This window comes from Curtobacterium sp. PhB146 (genome assembly GCF_004342995.1).
Classification (GTDB): domain Bacteria; phylum Actinomycetota; class Actinomycetes; order Actinomycetales; family Microbacteriaceae; genus Curtobacterium.
The window spans coordinates 679,263-698,900 of sequence record NZ_SMBN01000002.1 but is presented as its reverse complement, the minus strand read 5'-3'; the positions used below and the strand labels follow the sequence as shown (position 1 = coordinate 698,900).

Below are 19,638 nucleotides of genomic sequence, written 5' to 3'. Positions count from 1 at the left end.
CGTTGTGCACGGCCCGCGACAACTCTACGGATCCTGGAGGGCACGTGCGGCGCCTCATTGCCCAACTGGCACGCTTCGGCGTGGTCGGTGCCGTCGGCTTCGTCGTGGACACCACGGTGTTCAACGTGCTGCGCATCACCGTCCTGAACCCCGACGAGGTGCACTCCGGGCCGTTCTGGGCGAAGGTGATCTCCACCGTCATCGCCATCTTCGTCAACTGGATGGGCAACCGGTACTGGACGTTCCGCGAGCAGCGCCGAGCCGTCGCCACCCGCGAGGGCATCGAGTTCGTCGTCGTCTCGCTCGGCGGCATGGTCATCGCGCTCGCGTGCCTCGGGGTGTCCCACTACGTGATGGGACTGACCTCCGTCTTCGCCGACAACGTCGCGAACATCGTCGGCCTGGTGCTCGGCACGGTCTTCCGCTTCTGGCTCTACAAGGTGTGGGTGTACCACCCCGAGCGGACCGGCTCCGAGCCCGCGGCCGCCGACGTCGCACCCGAGGGACGCGCCCTAGACTCGACCGGGTGACGGCCCACGAGACCACCACCAGCACCACCGCACCACCCCGCACCGCCCGCTGGGAGCGTGTGGCGATCGCCGTCGTCACGGCGACCTTCGGCCTGTGGCTCGTCGCCTGGGCGCTGATCGTCCCGGTCTTCGAGGCCCCGGACGAGACGGCGCACATCGACGCCGCCGTGCACGTCGCGCTCGGAGACGCCTGGGCCGCCCCGGGCGACCTGTACGTCACCAACGCGGTGCAGGCCGCGAAGGTCGAGCAGGCGACGAAGCCGTCCAGCGAGTGGTCGACCGTCAGCGAGCTGCTGCAGAACGCCCCCGGGCCGTCGTCGACCGTCAACCAGATGACACAGCACCCGCCGACCGCCTACCTCGCCGGTGCCGCCGTGCTCCGTGCCGTGGACTTCGGCGACCTGCGGTGGGACCGGGCGTTCACCGCGCTGCGGCTCGCCGACGTCCTCGCCGTCACCGCACTGCCGCTGCTGGCGTGGGCGTCCGTCCGCCGGGTGACCCGGTCGCCGCGGGCCGCGCTCGTCGGTGGGCTCGCCGTGTTCGCGACGCCCGAGCTCGCGTCCATCGGTTCCTCGTTCTCGAACGACGCCCCCGTCCTGCTCGTCGCCGGGATCGTCGTGTGGCTCGCCACCCGGCTGCTCACCGGTGACACCCGGTGGCGCACCACCATCGCGCTCGCGGTGGTGCTCGGCGCCCTGGTCTGGATCAAGGGCACCGGGCTGCCCGCCGTGCCGTTCGTGGCGGTGGTCGTGCTCTTCGCCGGCGCCGGGGTGCTGTCGCTGCGGCAACGGGTGGTCCGCACCGTGGTGACGATGGCCGTGTCCGGTGGTATCGGGGCGTGGTGGTGGGTGCACAACTGGTTCGCCTACGGCCGGATCCAGCCGAACGGCTACACGGCGATGCGTCCGCCGAAGGACTTCCCGCCCGGCGAGCACCCGACGCTCGGGCACTTCCTCGACGTCAGCTGGGGCACGCTCGCGCGCACGTTCTGGGGCAGCTTCGGCGGTCGGGCACAGGTCAGCATGGGCGACCTGCTCACGGCCGTCCTGACGGTCATCGCGCTCGTCGTGCTCGTCGGCTGGGCGTTCCGGCGCGGCCCCGACCTGCGGGTGGCCCTGTGCCTGGCGGTGTTCCCGGCGCTGCTCATCGGCATCCAGAACCGGACGAGCGCGCACTCGTACCTCACCACCACCGAGGTCGCCGCGACCCAGGGGCGCTACTACTTCCCCGCGATCGTCTGCCTGATCGTGCTGAGCGCCCTGGCCTGGCGTCGCCTGGTGCCCGCCGGACGCGCACGCTCGTGGGTCGCGGTGGCGCTGGCCGTCCTGCTGCCCGCCGTGGGCGTGTACGGCTTCGCGGTGGCGTCGGCGTGGTTCTGGAACGCCGCCCTGTTCCCGGTGACGGGGCGCGGGCTGCTCCGCTACACGGAGATCGGGCCGGTGCCGCCCGCAGTGCTCGTGGCCGTGGTCGCGCTGGTGGCCGTCGGCCTGGTCGCGTCGGTCGTCCAGGTCGCCCGTGCCGACCGTCGAGTGGACGCCCCCGCGTCCTGACCACACGTCGGGCGTGCGGCTGACGGGGTGGACGCCCCACCAGACGGACGGGAGGCCCGGTGCCAGCTGGCACCGGGCCTCCCGTCGGTCGTCACGCGCGTCGCGTGCCCCCGGATGGTGAGCAGGAATGGTCGGGTCGCGCACCGCGGACCCGACCATTCCTGCTCACGAAGTGCGCGTCAGGCGGCGGGGGCGCTGCCCTCGACGGCCGACGGGTCGTCGGTCGGACGACCACGGCGGAACCAGGTCGGCGCTGCGGCGCAGAGCAGGAACAGGCCGTCGACCGCCAGGCTCCACACGCGGGTGACGACGACCACGACCAGGGCGATCCCCGGCGGCATGACGAGGGTGAGGAGCAGGGCCTGCACGCCCTCGCGGACGCCGAGGCCGCCGGGGGCGAACACGGCCAGCATGCTGATCGCCGAGGCCATGCTCGCGGCACCGATGACGAACGCCGCGTCGCTGAGCTTGAGCGACGGGTACACCCCGAGGGTGATGAAGTAGTACGCCGTGCCCGACAGGATCGCACCGGCGACGTACAGACCGGCGCCGCCGAGGACGGTGCCGAGGTTCGGGCGGACGTCGGCCTCGAGCGGCTTGCGACGCAGGATCTTCAGCGCGATGCCGATCAGGAACACGAAGACCCGCGGGATCAGGCACACGACGCAGGCGACGAACGCCGCGATCATCAGGGCGATGAGCCACGGGCTGAGCGCGTGCGTGCGGGGGTCGATGAGCAGCAGGACGAGCGCCAGGGCGAGGGTGGCGGCGATCTGCAGCGCGCCCTCGAGCAGGCCGCTGACGCCGAGCCGGGCCTTCGAGACGCCGTGCTTCGAGGCGAAGTAGACCTTGCCGATGATCCAGGTCGCGGCCCCCGGGATGTAGCGGCCCATCCAGGACTTCGCGTACACGTAGGTCAGCGTGACGCCGCTGCCCTTCAGGCCGGTCGCACCGAGCCGCCGCAGCAGGTAGAACCAGATGCCGACGCCCCAGTAGCGGAAGCCCAGGCTGATCACGGTCGCCAGGATCACCCAGCCCCACTGCCAGTCCAGCCCGGCGAGCTGTCCCCAGTCGACGCTCCGCACGTACAGCACGAGGAAGACCGCGAGCAGCACGTAGAAGACGATGGGGATCGCCTTGCCGAGGAACCGTCGCCAGGTCGGCGGACGCTTCCCCTCGGGCGCGGGGGTGTCGCTGGTGGTTCCTGACAAACGTGGTCTCCTGCCGGGCTTCGGGACCAGGTCATCGTAGACGCTGGTGTGGCGCGCTCCCTGGAGCGGCGGCTACTTGGCGAACTTGACGATCTGGACGCGGCAGGGGATCTCGGGATCGGTGGACCGGTCGGCGCTGCACGAGATCGTCGCGTTGTACGTGCCGACGAGCTTCCCGGCCATCGAGTAGTCGCGTGCCGGCGCGTTGGCGGGGTCGAACTGCACGAAGTACTGCACGCCCTCGTCGATGAACAGCTTGCGCATCGCGTCCGAGTGGTACGTGTAGCCCTGACCTGAACGACCGTACACACGCGTGTCGGTCAGGAACGCCAACGAGGACAGCGACCGGTAGTTCGAGCCGATGACGGTGGCGTCCTCGGGCAGGGCACCACTCGCCCGGATCTGGTCGGCGAGCCGCACGATCTCGGGGACGTCGGTCGGGCCGGTGACACGAAGCGCCTCGGTGCGGTTCACCGACGGGTAGAAGGGCGCCGGCGACCCGATCCAGTTCTGCGTGAACGACGCCACGGGGACGACGGCGATCGCGACGCACGCCACGATCGTCCGGACCACGCCGCGTCGTCGGACCAACCGCCAGACGGCCGGCAGCATGAGCGCGCCGATCATCGCCGTCAGGTAGAACAGCGGCCAGTAGTACCGCGCGTTCCCGCCACCGCTCGACGACGACGTGATCATGCCGTAGCCGACGAAGTAGACCAGGGTCGTCGCCGCGACGATGCAGGTGAACGCGTACCGGCGGAACCGGACCACGCCGATCACCAGGGCGGCGGCGAAGAGCAGGGCGATCGGTGCCGCGAACGGCGCGAACGTGCTGATCTTCTGCAGGTAGTAGGGCAGCGCGAGCATGCGCTCGTGCAGGTAGTAGCCGGCGCGGGCAGCGATGCCGGAGTCCTTGGTGACCTTCGGCGCGGTGTCCTCGGTGGTCGACTCGGTCGTCGGCGGCACCACGGACGGGTCCGGGTTCTCCATCGGGCCCTGCTTGTAGACCGACGGGGTGAAGTCCTCGTTCGGCGAGAACGCGTGCGAGTTCGGCGGCACGGGCAGGAACGGCCAGTCGGTCGCACGCCCGCCGTCGTCGAACTTCGAGCCGATGTTCACCGAGAGCGACGAGCCCAGGGTCGGCGAGCCGTACTTCATGGTCAGGGCACCCACCCACGGCGCGATGACGACGGCGAAGACCACGATCGTGGCCACGGGCGACGTCCACCAGTGCAGTACCGGCTCGCGACGGCGTCGGGCGGACCAGACCCGGAGCAGCAGCCACAGGATCACCGCGCCGACCGCCACCGGCAGCAGGAACAGCTTGACGAAGTACCCGATGGCCGCGACCGCGCCGAGCACCCCACCGGAGACCAACCGGGCCCGCGTCGAACCGTGCAGCGCCTGGTCGGCCCACCGGAGTGCCCACAGGTAGCCGACGACCCACGCGACGACGAGCAGGTCGGGGGTCTGCACCGACACCGCGCTCATCAGTGCCGGGATCGCGGTGACCATGAAGAGGACGGCCGGCACGATGCGGTGGTTCTGCGACCACACCAGCCAGCCGCCGATGCCGAGCACGACGGCGACCGCGAAGCAGTTCACGACCGCGAAGGCCGTCTGCATGCCGAGGCCGGCCGCGATGAACGGCGCCATCATCCAGGACACCATCGGCGACCAGTAGGCGTTGATCGCGTCGGGCAGCCAGCCGTTCGCGTACTCGCGCGCGATGCCCATGTAGGAGATGCCGTCGACGTTCGTCACGCCGAGGCGGTTGTGGTACGCCACGGCGGCGCTGAGCCCGACGCCGACGACGACGAGCACCGCCAGGATGACCGGCGCGACGACGTGCTTGTACCGCCTCGGAACCGCCCCCGAACGCCGGTGGACGGGCTCGTGGGTGATCTGCGTTGCGGCTGCGCTCGTCGAGGTCACGTGCTTCATCATGACATCCGAACCGAAACACCAGGCACAGGGTGCCTGATCGCGGCGCCGGGTCGGCGTGTGGGAGACTGCCTGCGACCCCGCTCCGACCACCACGAGGACGATCGTTGGCCACCGAAACCCGCGCCGCAGTACCCGCAGCCGACTCCGCTGCCCCCGCGCCCCGCGCCGGCGGCCGACTCGAGTTCCCCTACCTGGACGGACTCCGGGGGCTGGCCGCACTCGCGGTGGTCTTCTACCACGCGTACCTCTTCACCGGGACGACCGGCACCGGCCCGACCGAGCTGCCCTGGCTGCGCCCGATCATCGGCTGGGGCTACCTCGGCGTCCCGCTCTTCATCGTGCTGTCCGGCTACGTGCTCATGCTGCCGGTGCTGACCCGCTTCGACCGCTACCGTCTGCCCGGCGGGTTCTGGAAGTTCGTCTGGCGTCGCGCCCGCCGCATCATCCCGCCGTACTGGGCGTCGCTCGTGCTGTTCGCCCTGCTGATCCTGTTCGTCCCCGTGCTCGGCCAGCCCGGCGGCACGCAGTGGGACACGAAGCTGCCGATGGGCTGGGGCACGTTCCTGACGCACTTCTTCCTGGTGCACGACTTCTTCCCGCAGTACATCGGCAAGATCAACGGCCCGATGTGGACGGTCGCGGTCGAGTGGCAGATCTACTTCCTGATGCCGCTGCTGATCCTGCCGCTGTGGCGGGTCTTCGGCGGGTGGGCGACGGCGTCGAGCCTGGTCCTCATCGGCATGTGGATGGGCGCCGAGAGCCGTTACTCGTTCATGCACCCGTGGTTCGTCGGCCTGTTCGCGGTGGGGATGCTCGCCGCCGAACTGACCGTCAAGGCCCGCGACGAGCACCTGTCCGGCGTGGTCCGCGAGCGCTCGAAGCTCGGTGGCCCGCGGTGGGCGAGCGGCGCGTTCGTCGGTGCGATGGCCCTCGGGACCCTGCTCGTGTTCTTCCGCAACCGCGACTACTGGCAGCACCAGACCTGGCCGTCCGAGGTCGTCACCGGCATCCTCGCCGGCATCCTGCTCACCTGGATGGGACGCCAGGCGGTCACCGGCAACCACACCTGGCTCGCCCGCTTCTTCGCCTGGAAGCCGTTCGTGCTCGCCGGTCTGGTGTCGTACTCGATCTACCTGTTCCACAGCCCGCTGCTGGGCCTCGGCAACCTGCTGCTCCTGCCCCTCGGCCTGTACCCGAAGTACCAGTTCCTGATGATGGTGTTCGTCGTGATCCCGGTCGTGATCGGCATCTGCATCGGCTTCTGGTGGCTCGTCGAGCGCAACTTCATGAACCGCCGGCAGAAGCACGCCACGGCCGAGGTCTCGCACCGCGGCCGCCTGCCCGAGGTCGAGAGCGACGACGCCGCCACCGACGCGAGCAGCCGCACCGCGCGCTGACGTCCTGCGCGTGGCGGACAGCACGGTCGCTCGCCAGGTAGCATCGCTCGGACCGCGGCGTGGGTGATCAGGGGCCCACGGCATCTCGACAGGGAAGACGAGACCACATGCGCGCACCGATCACCAAGATCCTCGGACTCAGCACCGCTGCCGCCGTCGCCGGGGCCATCACCTTCGGCAGCGGGACGGCGGTCGCCGAGACCGCCCCGGCAACGCCGGCACCGACTGCCACGACGACAGCGGCGGCGACCCCCGCCCCCACTGCATCCGCTGCACCTGCTGCACCCGCTGCACCCGCTGCACCCGCAGCCGAGCAGCTCTCCATCGCCGAGATGGACCGCACCGGGAACCACACCATGGGGGCCGGCATCGCCGCCCACGCCGGAGAGTCACACGTCACGGTCACCGCGCCGGACAGCGCCGCCGGTGGCGTGAGCGCCCAGTCGCTGAGCACCTCCTCCGCCGCCACCGCCTCCGGCCCACCACCAGGACGCGTCCAGGGCTTCGACATCAGCGCCTGGCAGCCGAGCGTCAACTTCCTGCAGGCGTACCGCAACGGCGCCCGGTTCGCCTACGTCAAGGCGACCGAGGGCACCTCGTACGTCAGCTCGACCTACAAGCAGCAGTACGCCACCGCCAAGCAGCGGAACCTGTACCGCGGCGGCTACGTGTACGCGCAGCCGAGCCAGGCGAGCGGCGCCGCGACGGCGAACTACTTCTTCGCGCACGGCGGGCAGTGGAGCAAGGACGGCAAGACCCTGCCGCCCCTGCTCGACATCGAGTACGGCAGCGCGGCCCAGGGCACCTGCTACGGCAAGACCTGGGGCCAGATGCGCAGCTGGATCAAGGACTTCTCGAACACCGTCTACAAGAAGATCCACCGCTACCCCGCGATCTACACGACCACCGACTGGTGGAAGCGCTGCACGAACAACAGCAACCAGTTCTCGAAGAACCCGCTGTTCGTCGCGATCTACCCGGTCAAGAACTTCACCACGCCGGGTACGCTCGGGCGCAGCTGGTCGAAGTGGACCTTCTGGCAGTGGGCGTCCAGCGGGGTGCTCCCGGGTGACCAGGACGTCTACCGGAACGACATCACGTACCTGAAGCGCTTCGCGGCCAAGACCGAGTGACGCGCGTCACGCCCTGAACGGGTGCGGATGACGGACGGGAGGCCCGTGGCGGTGTCGCCACGGGCCTCCCGTCCGCCGCACGGTGCGGACTCCGACACCCGGTGCGCCGTTGCACGCCCCATGCCGACACACAACCGCGCACCAAGCGGGCAAGCCCGCACCAAACGACCATGCACGCACGGTGCGCAGCCCACGCACCACGCGCCGGCGAGCTTCGCCCGGACGGACGGGAGGCCCGTGGCGGTGTCGCCACGGGCCTCCCGTCCGTCATCGGCTCACGATCGCGAGCCGCTGGTGTCAGCGGACGTCGCGGGTCGCTTCGGCGAAGTCGGCGTCGAGCGCGGTCGCCATCCGGGCCACGCCCTCGGCGAGCTGCGCGCGGACCGCGTCGCGGTCGGCGTCGAGCCGCTCCAGCTGCGCCGTCACGTCGTCGACGAACGTCGGCTCGAGTGCTGCTTCGATCGGCTTCGAGAACTCCTGCTGGCCCATCTGCTCGAAGAACAGCCGGCCCTTGTCGACGTAGTAGAGCACCGCGGCGGGGACGCCGGCGATGGTCGCGACGATCGCGGAGTGCAGGCGGCTCGCCAGGAACAGGCGGCTGCGGGACATCAGGCCCGCGTACTCGGACGGCGAGAACTCGTCGGCCTCGACCACGTGGGTGCGGTCGGCGTGCCGCATGAGGGCGATGACCTCGCGGGCGAAGGCGGCGTCGCCCTCCGACGCCTCCATGTGCATCGGGTAGAACACGACGTCGGCGTCCCACCGGTCGATGACGCGGTCGGCCAGGTCGGCGACGGCCTGGCGGTAGGTGACGAGCTTGTCGCTGTCGACGCCGGTCTGTCGGAAGCGCTTCGGCAGGAAGCGGAACGGGATCCAGCCGCTGCGCTTGTAGTGGAACCAGCGGCGGACGCCGAAGCCGATCGAGCCCTCGAGGCGCTCGGCGGTCAGTCCGGTGGTGCGCTCGAGCCGTCCGAGCACGTCGGCGTCGGGCGTGGTGACGGTCCCGACGACGGCCGGGTCGAACGACGACACGATCGGCGTGCGGACGCCCCACGCCAGGAGCTTCTCGCGGGACTCGTCGTCGCGGACGGCGAACGAGCGGCACAGGTCGACGGTGGCGCGGATCAGGCGCTTGCTGACGCCGGCGGTGGTCGGACCGATGCCCTGGAAGGCTCCGATCAGGTTCTTGTTGACCGCGCGGACGAGCAGCATCTTGCCGAACCAGTACACGAGGCCGAGCTTGTTCGTGTAGTCCTTGAGGATCTCGCCGCCGCCCCACAGGATGACGTCGGCGCTGCGCGCGGCACGCAGCAGGGCGAACAGGTCGCCGATGCCGGTGCTGTACGGCGAGACCGGCAGGAACCGGATCCCGAACCAGGCGGCGTCCCGCTCGGGGTACTGCGACAGGGAGACGATCTCGGCGTCCGGCCACCGCCTGCGGACCAGCTCGACGTTGCCGGCGAGGATCGCCCGGTCCCCGCGGTTGTGGGGCGAATCGCTATTGTGGATCAGAACGCGCACGGGTGGAGAGCCTACCGGACCGTCCCCCGCGACCCCCGGAAAGGCACGATGTCCCGCCCCACCCCCTCCGCCCGTCCCCGCCTGCTCGTCCTCGGCTCGACGTTCCCGGCCCGTCCGGACGACGGCGTGCCGGCGTTCGTGCTCGACCTCGCGCACCAAGAGGCGCTCGAGTTCGACACGATGGTGCTCACGCCGCGGGTCCCGGGCGGTGCCACCACCGAACGCATCGGCGACGTCGGCGTCCGGCGGTTCCCGTACTTCCCGAAGGCGTTCGAGGACCTGGCCGACGGCGCGATCCTCGACAACCTCAAGGAACGCCGGTCGCGCATCGTGCAGGTGCCGGCCCTGGTGCTCGCGCAGTGGTTCGCGATCCGCCGCGTGGTCCGCTCCGCGAAACCCGACGTCATCCACGCGCACTGGGCGATCCCGCAGGCACTCGTCGCGACGCTGGCGGCCCCAGGCGTCCCCATCGTCGTCACGACGCACGGCGGGGACATCTACGCCCTCCGTGCCGCTCCCCTGGTCCGCCTGAAGCGCTGGGTGTTCGGCCGCTCGGCGCACGTCACCACCGTGAACTCCGAGATGCGCGAGCGGCTGACCGAGTGGGGCGTGCCCGAGGCCCGGTCGACCGTGATCCCGATGGGCGTCGACCTCGGCCCGGCCCGTGACACCCGCGCCCGCGTCCCCGCGCAGGAGCACCACGTCGTGGCGGTCGGCCGGCTCGTCGAGAAGAAGGGCTTCGGCAACCTGATCGAGGCGCTGCGGAGCCTCGGCGACGACGTGCCGTGGCGACTCACCGTCGTCGGTGATGGTCCGTACCGGGCACAGCTCGAGCAGCAGGCCGCCGGACTGCCCGTGACGTTCCTGGGCCAGCGCGGGCGCACCGAGGTGCTCGAGACCCTGGCTGCGGCCACCGTCGTGGCGGTGCCGTCGATCCCCGCGGCGAACGGCGACCAAGAGGGACTGCCCGTCACCCTGCTCGAGGCCGCTGCCGTCGGTGCCGCGATCGTCGCGAGCGACCTGCCCGGCATCCGCGACGTCGTGCAGGACGACGTGTCCGGGGTCCTCGTGCCCCCCGGTGACGTCCCCGCGCTGCGGACAGCACTGCAGCGCGTGCTCACCGACGACGCCGCACGGGCGCGCTACCAGGAGCAGGCCGTGGTGTCGGCGGCGGAGTTCTCCACCGAACGGATCGGCGAGCGCTACCGGGCGGTGCTGCGCGCGGCCATCGCGTAGGCCACCAGCATCCCGGCGGCGCACACGACCGCCGCTGCGAACGCGACCACGACGACGGCACCGGAGTGCCCGACGAGCTCGGAGCCCTCGAACCGGACGAGCGACCACGTCGGCACGACGGCCGCGGCACCCCACACCAGCACGAGCCACGTCGCCGCACGACGCCAGGCGAGGAAGCCCGCCGCCATCGCGAACGCGATCGGCAGCAGCACCGTGAGCGTGTACCGGTTGAGCGGTGCGCCACCCCCCGCGGTGTAACGGATCTCGACGACGACGAACAGCAGCGTGACCACGACGAGCATCGCGACGACGAGGCGGCGCGGCCACCGGTCGTCGTCGGCGGGCGCCCAGGGGCGCAGTCGCCGCAGCACGAGGGCCGCGGCGAACAACAGCACCGGGATGAGCAGCAGCACCCATGGCAGCGGGCTCGCGATCGGCAACGAGCCGCGGTACAGGGCGAAGAGCTGCCGCCAGAAGCCGAGCATCGAGACGACCTCGGCCTCGGAGTAGTGCGGCCGCGGGGTGTACCCGGGCCAGGCGGTCGGCCGGCCGCTGAACGAGCCCGTCAAGGCCTGGTTCCGCAGCCAGAACCACCCGGAGGCGGCCGCGGCGGCGAGCACCGGGACCGCCGCGACGACGACGCGGGCCCAGACACTGCGGAGCCGGCCGAACCGGACCGTGCGGGCCAGTGCGAACGCGACGACGATCGCCACGAGCCACAGGGCGAACGACAGGCGGGTGGTCGTGCCGGCCGCCGCCACGAGCGCTCCCCCGACGGCGAGCCCCGGTCCCACGCCGGACCGCAGCGCTGCTCCGGCGACGCCGCACGCCAGCGCACAGGTCAGCGCTGCGAGCGAGTCGTTGTACACGACACCGCCCTGCACCACGAGGACGCTCGTCGACGCGGTCACGACGGCCATGGTGCCGGGGAGCCGCACGACCCCGGGGAAGCACCGGGCCGCAGCCCACGCCGCGACCGGCACGATCGCGGCGACGAACACGGCGTTCGCCAGACGGCCGAGCACCACGGCCTGCACCGGGTGCCCGGCGTCGACGAGCGGGCCCATCACCGGGGCGAGCAGCAGGTAGTAGAGCGGGGGGTGCTGTGCGACCCACTGGACGGGCGGTGTCCCGCCGAAGCCCGGACGGAACCGGATGCCGTCGGACAGGACCGGCAGCTGGCCGTGCCAGACGCGCAGGACGTAGTCGACGTGGGCCGACTCGTCGACGCTCGCGAGCGGCATCGACGAGAACGTCCGCGCCACCGAGGCCGTCAGGACGAGCAGGGTGGCGGCGAGCACGACCGGGGTCGCCCAGTCGCGCCCGCGGAGTCTCCCGGCGGGACGCAGCACGGCGGAGGACAGCAGCCGGAGCCGGTCCGCGACGATCGGCGTCAGCGCCCCATGCCGCGGTACGTGAACCCGGCGGCGGTCCAGGCGTCGCGGTCGAGGCAGTTGCGGCCGTCGATGACGACCGGGCTCGACACCAGGGACGCCACCGTGGTCGCGTCGAGCTCGCGGAACTCGGTCCACTCGGTCAGCACCAGGACCAGGTCGGCGCCGGACAGCGCGTCCGCCGCCGTCTCGACGAAGTCGAGCTCCGGGTGCACGCGACGCGCGGTGACGACGGCCTCGGGGTCGTAGGCGGACACCGTGGCACCGAGCTCGTGCAGGCGCGCAGCGATGTCGAGGGCGGGCGAGTCACGGACGTCGTCCGAGTTCGGCTTGAAGGCCAGACCGAGGACCGCGACGCGCTTGCCGCTGACGACCCCGCCGAGCATCTCCTGCGCCAGCTCGACGACGTGCGCACGACGACGCAGGTTCGTGGCGTCGACGTCGGCCAGGAACGCCAGGGACTCCCCGACGCCGAGCTCGTTCGCCCGGGCCTGGAACGCCCGGATGTCCTTGGGCAGGCAGCCGCCGCCGAAGCCGAGGCCGGCGTTGAGGAACTTGCGGCCGATGCGGGCGTCGTGGCCGATGGCGTCGGCGAGCGCGGTGACGTCGGCGCCGGCGACCTCGGCGATCTCGGCCATCGAGTTGATGAACGAGATCTTCGTGGCGAGGAACGCGTTCGCGCTGATCTTGACGAGCTCGGCGGTGGGCAGGTTGACGACGAGCCGGGGGGTGCCGGACGCGAGCGCCTCGGCGTAGACCTCGTCGAGGGCGTCGACGGCGGCCTGCCCGGCCGCACCGTCCGGCACACCGTAGACGAAGCGGTCCGGGCTGATGGTGTCCTGCACGGCGAAGCCCTCTCGCAGGAACTCGGGGTTCCAGACGAGCGTCGCCCCGGGTACGGCCTCGGACACCTCGGCGGCGAGGCGTGCGGCGGTGCCGACGGGGACGGTCGACTTGCCGACGACGAACTCGCCGGCGGACAGGTGCGGGGTGAGCGCGGCGACCGCGGCGTTCACGTAGGTCATGTCCGCGGCACCGGTCGGGCTCTGCGGGGTTCCGACGGCGAGGAAGTGCACGCGGGCACCGGCGACCTCGGCCATGTCGGTGGTGAAGCGGATCCGGCCGGAGGCGAGCGCCTCGGTCAGGATCTCCGGGAGCCCGGGTTCGAAGAAGGGGGCTTCGCCGGCAGCGAGCCGCTCGATCTTCGCCGGGTCGACGTCGACGGCGACGACCTCGTGTCCGAGCTTGGCCATGGAGGCGGCGTGCACGGCACCGAGGTACCCGCAGCCGATGACAGAGATACGCACGACGAAGAAGGTACCGGTTTCTCGTGGGAGTTCCAGCACCCCGGCAGCCAGGGTGTCGCGGCGGCGTCAGGCGCGGACGTCGCCCCACGGCGGTCGGTCCGGGCCGCCGACGATCTCGTCCCAGTCCGGCTCGCGGTGCCGCCGCCGGGCCTCGTACGCCTCGACCAGGTCGTGCAGGACGGCCACCACGAGGTCGGCGTGCGGGACATCAGCGAGCACGACGGCGGGGTCGTCGCCCGGGAACACCAGGACGTCGCCGGAGCGGAACACGCCCTGGAGCCCGCGCCGGCGCACCGTCACGTCGTACCCGCGGGAGTGCAGGAGTTCCTGCCGGGTACGGGTGCCGAGCCCGTGCACGACGACGAGCCGCCGGGTCGTGACGACGTACCGCTCGGACATCCAGCGGAAGAGCGGCACGGCGCCGCCGAACACCACGAGCACCACGACGAGTCCGGCGACGACGGCGTTCAGCCACGCCAGCTGCGCCTGGAACACCCCGAACCCGAACCCGCCGGCGACCACGACCAGCACGACGAACACCGCCGGGCGCACGAGCCGACGAGCGTGCGGTCGCAGGCGAGCGACGACGCGTTCGGGCGGCGGCTCGGCGGTCATGCCGTCATGCATACCGCAGGTGGGTGACGTCCCCCACGGCGACGCCCCTGGAGTCACCCGCTCGATCCCGGATCGTGATGCGGCCCTCGTCGTCGATGCCGGTGGCGTCGGCCTCTTCCACGGTGCCGTCGGGCAGCTCGAGGCGGATGCGGCGACCGATCGTGCCGCACGCGGCGCGGACGTGGGACCGGACCGACTCGGCGGCGGGACCACCGGCGACCAGGCCGGCCACGGCCTCCAGGACGGCTGCCCGGAAGGCGGACAGGACCGCGTCGGCCAACGCGGAGGCGTCGTCGACCGCGCCCGCCACGAGCAGGGACGTCGACGTCGGGGTCGGCAGGCGGTCGGCAGGGATCGTGAGGTTCACGCCGGCGCCGACCACGATGCTGCGGTCGGAGGCGACCTGGCAGAGGATGCCGCACACCTTGTCGCCCGCGACCTGGACGTCGTTCGGCCACTTGACGGCGACGTCGGCGCCGGCGGGCAGCACCCGTGCGATCGCGTCACGCATGGCGGCACCCGCGACGAGGGGCAGCCAGCCACGGTCGTGGTCGGCGAGGGAGGCGCGCACGAGCAGGCTCGCGGCCAGCGCCTCGCCCGCCGGTGCGCTCCACGTGCGGTCGAGGCGCCCCCGGCCCGCGGTCTGGTGGAGCGTCGCGACCACACTGCCGTGCTGCTGCTCGGGTGCCACGGCGAGCAGGTCGGCGTTGGTGGAGCCGGTCTCGTCGGGGACGGTGAGGGTCGCGCCCGTCGACCGGACCGCTTCGCTGGTGGCGGGGAACGACGACGACGGGGATGTGGACATGCACGCAAATGTACGGGCAGGAACCGTGGGGGTCCTCCAACCGGCCCCGACGTCGCCGCCGGTAGGGTGAGCGGGTGACTTCAGGAGACACCCCCGATCTCTCGACGACGGCAGGCCGGCTGGCCGACCTCCGCGAGCGGTACCACGAGGCCGTGACCGCTGCGGGCGAGTCCGCGATCGCCAAGCAGCACGCCAAGGGCAAGGGCACCGCGCGCGAACGCATCGAGCAGCTGCTCGACGAGAACTCCTTCGTGGAGTTCGACGAGTTCGTCCGCCACCGCACCACCTCGTTCGGCATGGACGCCAAGCGCCCCTACGGCGACGCGGTCGTCACCGGCGTCGGCACGATCCACGGCCGCAACGTCGCCGTGTACGCGCAGGACTTCACCGTCTTCGGCGGCTCGCTCGGCGAGGTCGCCGGCGAGAAGATCATCAAGGTGATGCAGCACGCGCTGAAGACGGGCGTGCCGATCATCGGCATCCTCGACTCCGGCGGGGCCCGGATCCAGGAGGGCGTGGTCGCGCTCGGCAAGTACGGCGAGATCTTCCGCCTCAACACCCAGGCGTCCGGCGTCATCCCGCAGCTGTCGATCATCATGGGCCCGGCGGCCGGCGGCGCGGTGTACTCCCCCGCCCTCACCGACTTCGTGATCATGGTCGACAAGACCAGCCACATGTTCGTCACCGGCCCCGACGTCATCAAGACCGTCACCGGCGAGGACGTCGGCTTCGAGGAGCTCGGCGGCGCGCAGACCCACAACGCGGTCTCCGGCGTGGCCCACTACCTGGCCGAGGACGAGACCGACGCGCTCGACTACGCCCGCTCGCTCATCGGGTTCCTGCCGGACAACAACCTGTCCGACGCCCCCGCCTACGACGTCGCCCCGGAGCTCGAGACCACCGACGCCGACCACGAGCTCGACCTCGTGATCCCGGACTCGACGAACCAGCCGTACGACGTCACGACGATCATCGAGCACGTCGTCGACGACGGCGAGTTCCTCGAGGTCCAGCCGCTCTTCGCGCCGAACATCCTGATCGGCTTCGGCCGGGTCGAGGGCCGCACCGTCGGCATCATCGCGAACCAGCCGCAGGCCATGGCCGGCACGCTGAACATCGACGCCGGTGAGAAGGCAGCCCGCTTCGTGCGGTTCTGCGACGCGTTCGGCATCCCGATCCTGACCCTGGTCGACGTGCCCGGCTACCTGCCCGGCACCGACCAGGAGTGGACCGGCGTCATCCGCCGCGGCGCGAAGCTCCTGTACGCCTACGCCGAGGCCACCGTCCCGCTCGTCACCGTCATCACGCGCAAGGCCTACGGCGGCGCGTACATCGTGATGGGGTCGAAGCAGCTCGGCGCGGACATCAACCTGGCCTGGCCGACCGCCGAGATCGCCGTCATGGGTGGTCAGGGCGCCGTCAACATCCTGTACCGCGCCGAGATCAAGCGCGCCGAGGAGTCCGGCGAGGACGTCGCTGCGGTCCGTACGAAGCTCGCGAACGAGTACACCTACAACGTCGCGTCGCCGTACCTGGCGGCCGAGCGCGGTGAGCTCGACGGCATCATCCAGCCGCACGCCACCCGCGTCTCGGTCATCAAGGCCCTGCGTGCCCTGCGCGGCAAGCGTGCGACGCTGCCGCCCAAGAAGCACGGGAACATCCCCCTCTGATGGGTGCGCACTGATGGGTCGTCACGCAGCTCCGGTCCCCTCGGACGAGCCCGCCTCGGTGGCCGACGTCCGGGTGGTCTCCGGTGAGCCCACCCCCGAGGAGCTCGCAGCGGTCGTCGCCGTGCTGCAGCGTCAGGCCGACGAGGCTGCGGCAGCCGGTCGCGCCGAGGTCGTCGACGAGCCGCGCACCGGGTGGCAGGCCTCGGCCCGCGGCCTGCGTCGCCCGCTCGACCACGGCCCCGGCGCCTGGGGCCGCTCGCTCCGCTGACGGACCTTGGCTTCCCTGTACCCCTGGTGTCCCCGACCCGGCGGACGTTGCAGGCTGCACTTCCCGGTCGGTATCCCCTCGCACGGGGGACACGAAACGCCGAAGAGGACCGGAAATGCCGAATTTGTCCCCCATAATGACGACTGACACAGGGGTTGTGGGTTGGCATAGTTACTGGTGTTCGGTGTCCTTCAACGAAGAACATCGCAGGTCGGTGGCCGACTAGGGTACGACGCCACCGCCCGCTGCGAGGCAGGGCGACATTCGGGTTGTCGCTCAGCCTCGGGTCGTGAACGGGCCGGTCGGATACGACCGGCCCGTTCCCCGTTTCCGGGGGCGTGCGCGCGCAACCCTTTCGCGACGCTCCACGCGTCGAACGACTCGTGTGTTGTCGGAATGGTCGCGTCAGCCGTCGGCGCCAGCCCGGCGCGACCACGGTGCGGCCGGGAGGCCCGTGGCGGCGCCGCCCCGTGCCTCCCGGCCGCCACGCCCCGCGTCCACCGCCGCGCGCGCCACTTTCGCGACACTCCACGCGTCGATCACCTCGTGGTCCGTCGGAACATGCGTACGCACCGCATGCGTGCGCATGTTCCGACATTCCACGCGTCGATCACCTCGTGGTCCGTCGCAAGATGTGCACGCACCGGGCGCAGCGCGCCTCAGGCGGGCTCGTGCCGCGGGATCTCGAGCCAGAGGGCCACGGAGTCGTCCTCGTCGCCGTCGTCGTCCTCCATGCCCGCGCCGAGGGCGGCGGACTCGCTCGCGGCCGTGTCGAGCTTGAGCCCGACGACCGTCACCGCGGAGTCGGACCCCTCGCTGACGGTGCGGACGATGACGTTGTCGGCCTCGCGGGCCTGGCGGAGCGCCTCGGCGATGCGGGCGTGGATGCGGCGGACGTCGTCGACCTCGAGCTCGTCGAGACCGCCGTCGTCGTGCAGCTGCACCGTCGCACCCCGGCGGCGCAGGCGCATGACCTCGTCGCGGACGTCCTCGGACAGCAGGGAGCGACCGCGGATCTCGTCGCGGATGGCCTGCTCGAGGTGCAGGCACTCGGCCCGGTCCGCGTCGTCGAGGTCACCGCACGAGTCGATGATCCGCTGCAGCATCGGCAGGGCCATCCGCGTGGTCTGGCTCAGGCGGAACTGCCGCTCGAAGACGTGGGCGTCCTGCGCCGCCTGCCAGTCGGCGGTCTCCTGTTCGGCGCGCATGAGCTCGCGGGTGTTCCGGATGGCGCGGTTCATAGCGATGGCGAACACCGTGGCGATCGCGACCCAGGCCACGCTCCCGAGCACCCCGAGTGTGCCGAGCGCATCGAGACCGGCCCAGGCGACCGTGTACACGGCGAGGAACAGGACCCCTGCCCAGGCGAACGGGCCGCGTCCCCGCACGACGAGAACGACCATCAGGGTGCCGACGGCGGCGATCCACCACGTGGCGGACCCCGGGCCCTTCGCCAGGTCGACGACCGGCGCCGCGACGAGCGGCATCATGATCGCGGTTGCGAGCGAGAAGCACGCCGTCCAGACCGGCAGGACCTTGCCGGGCACGAACAACGCGGTGCCGGTGGCCGCGGCGTAGAGGACCATGCAGGCGATCACGGGGCCGACGTCGTGCACGCGCTGCAGCGACGCGACGGCGAGGACCAGGTGGTAGACGGAGAACAGCGATGCCAGGCCGAGCGCGATGCTCGCGGGCAGGGAGACCTTCACGCTGCGGCTCCCGTCGTCGTGGGCGTCACGTGCGACCAGGTCAGTTCGATGCGCGTGCCCTCGCCCGGGGCGGTGTGCACCTCGGCACGGCCGTCGACGGAGGCGACGCGCTCGATGATCGACCGCCGCACCCCGAGTCGTTCGGACGGGATCGTCGCGACGTCGAACCCGCGACCGTCGTCACCGACCTCGATGTGCACGCCGTCGTCGTGCTGCTCGACGCGGACCCACCGGGCGACGTCGGGCCCACCGGCGTGCTGGACGCTGTTGACGGCCGCCTGCAGTGCTGCTGACGCGAGGGCATCGGCGACCGACGCCGGCAGCCGGACCGACCCGGACGGGGCAGGGACGAGCCGGACGGGCGCCGCGAGGGCACCGATCGCCTCGCCGATGCGGGTGCGGAGGTCGGCGAGCGTGACCGGGGTGTCGTCGTCCGGGCCGTCGGCCGCTGCGGCCTCGAGGTGGTCGATGGCGTTCCGTGCCATGCGGGCGGCGAGGGTCTTCGCCTCGAGCGTGTCGGCCCGTGCGGCAGAGAGCAGCGTCGTCAGCACACTGTCGTGCACGATCGCGTCGACCTGCACGCGCTCCACCTCGACCGCGTGCTCGCGGATGGCGAGCGAGTACCGGCGGACCGCGGTCGACTGCGCCGTGTCGACCGACGAAGCGGCACGGCGCAGGACCACGGCGATGACGAGCACCGCACCGCTGAGCAGCGCCGTGTAGACGCCGTCGAGCAGCGCACGGACGAGCCCGGCGTCGCCGCCGACCGGGGTGAGCCGGAGGACGACGTAGATCGCCGGCACCAGTGCGGTGTAGATCGTGGCCCGCCAGGTGGCGAAGCCCATGGCCGCCGCGGTCGAGCCGACGGTGCAGAACCACCACGGCCACGGCTGCTGCGTGGACGGGATCGAGTCCTGCACCGTGAGCGGCCACGTGGTCAACGCGACCAGGAAGAGCAGGGCGCAGAGGATCTGCGCGAACTGCGCCACCCGCGGCACGAACGCCGAGACCCCGACCAGGACGAACGACGCCCCGAGCGCGATCGCGACGACCGGGCCCCAGAACGGGTCGAGGTACGGCAACTGGGCGAGGACCGCCGGGGTGTCGACGATGCCGAGGCCGACCGCGGTCATCGCCAGCAGGATCGCGAAGGCACGCTCCACCGACGCCTGCGTGATCGACGCGCGGACGCTGCGCGACGGGTCGGCACCGAACGGCGCGCCGTCCCCGAAGCCGACCGGGTCGCCACCGGGAGCACGACCCGAGCCTGCTGGGACGCGGCCGGCATGGCCAGACGCCGCACCAGCGCCGCCCGACCCGCGGCCGAACCACCGACCGGTCCCCC

General features: G+C 71.6%; 16 protein-coding genes. 7 read left to right on the top strand and 9 right to left on the bottom strand.

What is annotated here, in order from left to right:
• The first annotated feature begins 44 nt into the window (after positions 1–44).
• Both EDF33_RS11750 and EDF33_RS11745 read left to right on the top strand, forming a co-directional pair.
• Positions 45–530 carry a GtrA family protein gene (locus EDF33_RS11750; protein WP_131881413.1) on the top strand — a complete coding sequence of 162 codons (486 nt, stop codon included), beginning with the start codon at positions 45–47 and terminating at the stop codon, positions 528–530.
• Positions 527–2,080: a DUF2142 domain-containing protein gene (locus EDF33_RS11745; protein WP_131922412.1), complete on the top strand. Its 1,554-nt coding sequence runs from the start codon at positions 527–529 to the stop codon at positions 2,078–2,080. The genes EDF33_RS11750 and EDF33_RS11745 overlap by 4 nt, the downstream gene beginning before the upstream one ends.
• Positions 2,081–2,259: 179 nt before the next feature.
• Here the strand turns inward: EDF33_RS11745 and EDF33_RS11740 are convergent, their stop codons facing one another.
• Both EDF33_RS11740 and EDF33_RS11735 read right to left on the bottom strand, forming a co-directional pair.
• Positions 2,260–3,291: a lysylphosphatidylglycerol synthase domain-containing protein gene (locus EDF33_RS11740; protein ID WP_165901173.1), complete on the bottom strand. Its 1,032-nt coding sequence runs from the start codon at positions 3,289–3,291 to the stop codon at positions 2,260–2,262.
• Between the two features lie 72 nt (positions 3,292–3,363).
• A complete protein-coding gene (locus EDF33_RS11735) occupies positions 3,364–5,235 on the bottom strand; it encodes a hypothetical protein (protein WP_132100110.1) in 1,872 nt (623 codons plus the stop codon).
• Positions 5,236–5,342: 107 nt separating this feature from the next.
• Here EDF33_RS11735 and EDF33_RS11730 point away from each other — a divergent pair, with 107 nt between their 5' ends.
• Positions 5,343–6,635: an acyltransferase gene (locus EDF33_RS11730; RefSeq protein ID WP_165918799.1), complete on the top strand. Its 1,293-nt coding sequence runs from the start codon at positions 5,343–5,345 to the stop codon at positions 6,633–6,635.
• A 107-nt stretch (positions 6,636–6,742) separates the two neighbouring features.
• Positions 6,743–7,768: a GH25 family lysozyme gene (locus EDF33_RS11725; RefSeq protein WP_207906680.1), complete on the top strand. Its 1,026-nt coding sequence runs from the start codon at positions 6,743–6,745 to the stop codon at positions 7,766–7,768.
• A 297-nt stretch (positions 7,769–8,065) separates the two neighbouring features.
• Here EDF33_RS11725 and EDF33_RS11720 read toward each other — a convergent pair whose 3' ends face one another.
• Positions 8,066–9,289 carry a polysaccharide pyruvyl transferase family protein gene (locus tag EDF33_RS11720; RefSeq protein WP_165918798.1) on the bottom strand — a complete coding sequence of 408 codons (1,224 nt, stop codon included), beginning with the start codon at positions 9,287–9,289 and terminating at the stop codon, positions 8,066–8,068.
• 48 nt (positions 9,290–9,337) lie between these two features.
• Between EDF33_RS11720 and EDF33_RS11715 the strand changes: the two genes are divergently transcribed.
• On the top strand, positions 9,338–10,525 hold the full coding sequence (locus tag EDF33_RS11715) for a glycosyltransferase (protein ID WP_132100108.1): 1,188 nt from the start codon (positions 9,338–9,340) through the stop codon (positions 10,523–10,525).
• Here the strand turns inward: EDF33_RS11715 and EDF33_RS11710 are convergent.
• From EDF33_RS11710 to EDF33_RS11695, 4 genes are all read right to left on the bottom strand, one after another.
• Positions 10,492–11,877 carry a hypothetical protein gene (locus EDF33_RS11710; RefSeq protein ID WP_132100107.1) on the bottom strand — a complete coding sequence of 462 codons (1,386 nt, stop codon included), beginning with the start codon at positions 11,875–11,877 and terminating at the stop codon, positions 10,492–10,494. The genes EDF33_RS11715 and EDF33_RS11710 overlap by 34 nt on opposite strands.
• A gap of 41 nt (positions 11,878–11,918) precedes the next feature.
• Complete coding sequence (locus EDF33_RS11705) at positions 11,919–13,226, bottom strand: UDP-glucose/GDP-mannose dehydrogenase family protein (protein WP_132100106.1); 1,308 nt, start codon at positions 13,224–13,226, stop codon at positions 11,919–11,921.
• Positions 13,227–13,292: 66 nt separating this feature from the next.
• Complete coding sequence (locus tag EDF33_RS11700) at positions 13,293–13,841, bottom strand: PH domain-containing protein (RefSeq protein ID WP_123292200.1); 549 nt, start codon at positions 13,839–13,841, stop codon at positions 13,293–13,295.
• A gap of 4 nt (positions 13,842–13,845) precedes the next feature.
• Positions 13,846–14,646: a biotin--[acetyl-CoA-carboxylase] ligase gene (locus tag EDF33_RS11695; protein WP_123938696.1), complete on the bottom strand. Its 801-nt coding sequence runs from the start codon at positions 14,644–14,646 to the stop codon at positions 13,846–13,848.
• A 74-nt stretch (positions 14,647–14,720) separates the two neighbouring features.
• Between EDF33_RS11695 and EDF33_RS11690 the strand changes: the two genes are divergently transcribed.
• Both EDF33_RS11690 and EDF33_RS11685 read left to right on the top strand, forming a co-directional pair.
• A complete protein-coding gene (locus EDF33_RS11690; protein WP_123292198.1) occupies positions 14,721–16,316 on the top strand; it encodes an acyl-CoA carboxylase subunit beta in 1,596 nt (531 codons plus the stop codon).
• 13 nt (positions 16,317–16,329) lie between these two features.
• Positions 16,330–16,584, top strand: coding sequence for an acyl-CoA carboxylase subunit epsilon (locus EDF33_RS11685; RefSeq protein ID WP_123292197.1), 255 nt, complete (start codon positions 16,330–16,332; stop codon positions 16,582–16,584).
• A 659-nt stretch (positions 16,585–17,243) separates the two neighbouring features.
• On the opposite strand, the gene EDF33_RS11680 is transcribed toward EDF33_RS11685, so the two are convergent.
• A complete protein-coding gene (locus EDF33_RS11680) occupies positions 17,244–18,293 on the bottom strand; it encodes a hypothetical protein (RefSeq protein WP_123292196.1) in 1,050 nt (349 codons plus the stop codon).
• Positions 18,290–19,456: a sensor histidine kinase gene (locus tag EDF33_RS11675; protein WP_132100105.1), complete on the bottom strand. Its 1,167-nt coding sequence runs from the start codon at positions 19,454–19,456 to the stop codon at positions 18,290–18,292. Before EDF33_RS11675 ends, EDF33_RS11680 begins: the two co-directional genes overlap by 4 nt.
• Between the last annotated feature and the right edge of the window lie 182 nt (positions 19,457–19,638).